Genomic DNA, 465 nt, shown 5'->3' with positions numbered 1-465 from the left:
CGGGATCGTCCGGCAGCTCAGAAGATCGTTCATCCCCTCCAGGTTCTTCAGCAGGCGCTCCTGCCGGAGCCCGAACCATTCCAGCGTGATGGTCCCGGCCCCGCTGGCCAGGATCCTGTTGGATCGAGCCACCGCCTGAAGATAATCCGGCACCTGATCGGCCAGTGTCTGGGTCCTCCGGCCCAAGCGTTCCAGCGAGCGGCCGCCCAGCTCGGATACAGCCTGGGCACTGGTCTCAACAACCTCGGACACCGACTGCTCAATGGCCCTGACGCCCTCCGAACCAGCCTCGAGAGCCGCCAACAAGGTTCCATCTGTGTCCGGCACGGCTTCGGCCTGCTTGCGTCCCCGCCGGGTTCGCCGTGGTTCACTGGCGGCCTGCCTGGTCTCTGCGACCTCTTCCTCAACCTTCTCGACGACGGCCTCGACCTCTTCTTCGCTCAGGACCTTCAGCACCACCGGCAG

General features: G+C 65.4%; 1 protein-coding gene. It reads right to left on the bottom strand.

The genetic code is table 11. From position 1 onward, the window contains the following. On the bottom strand, nt 1-465 hold a 465-nt coding region (locus KBI52_RS00830; protein WP_371823086.1), incomplete at both ends, for a hypothetical protein.

Origin of the sequence: Microvirga sp. HBU67558 (genome assembly GCF_018069605.1) — a bacterium.
Lineage (GTDB): Bacteria > Pseudomonadota > Alphaproteobacteria > Rhizobiales > Beijerinckiaceae > Microvirga > Microvirga terrae.
This window is presented reverse-complemented; position numbering and strand designations above follow the sequence as displayed.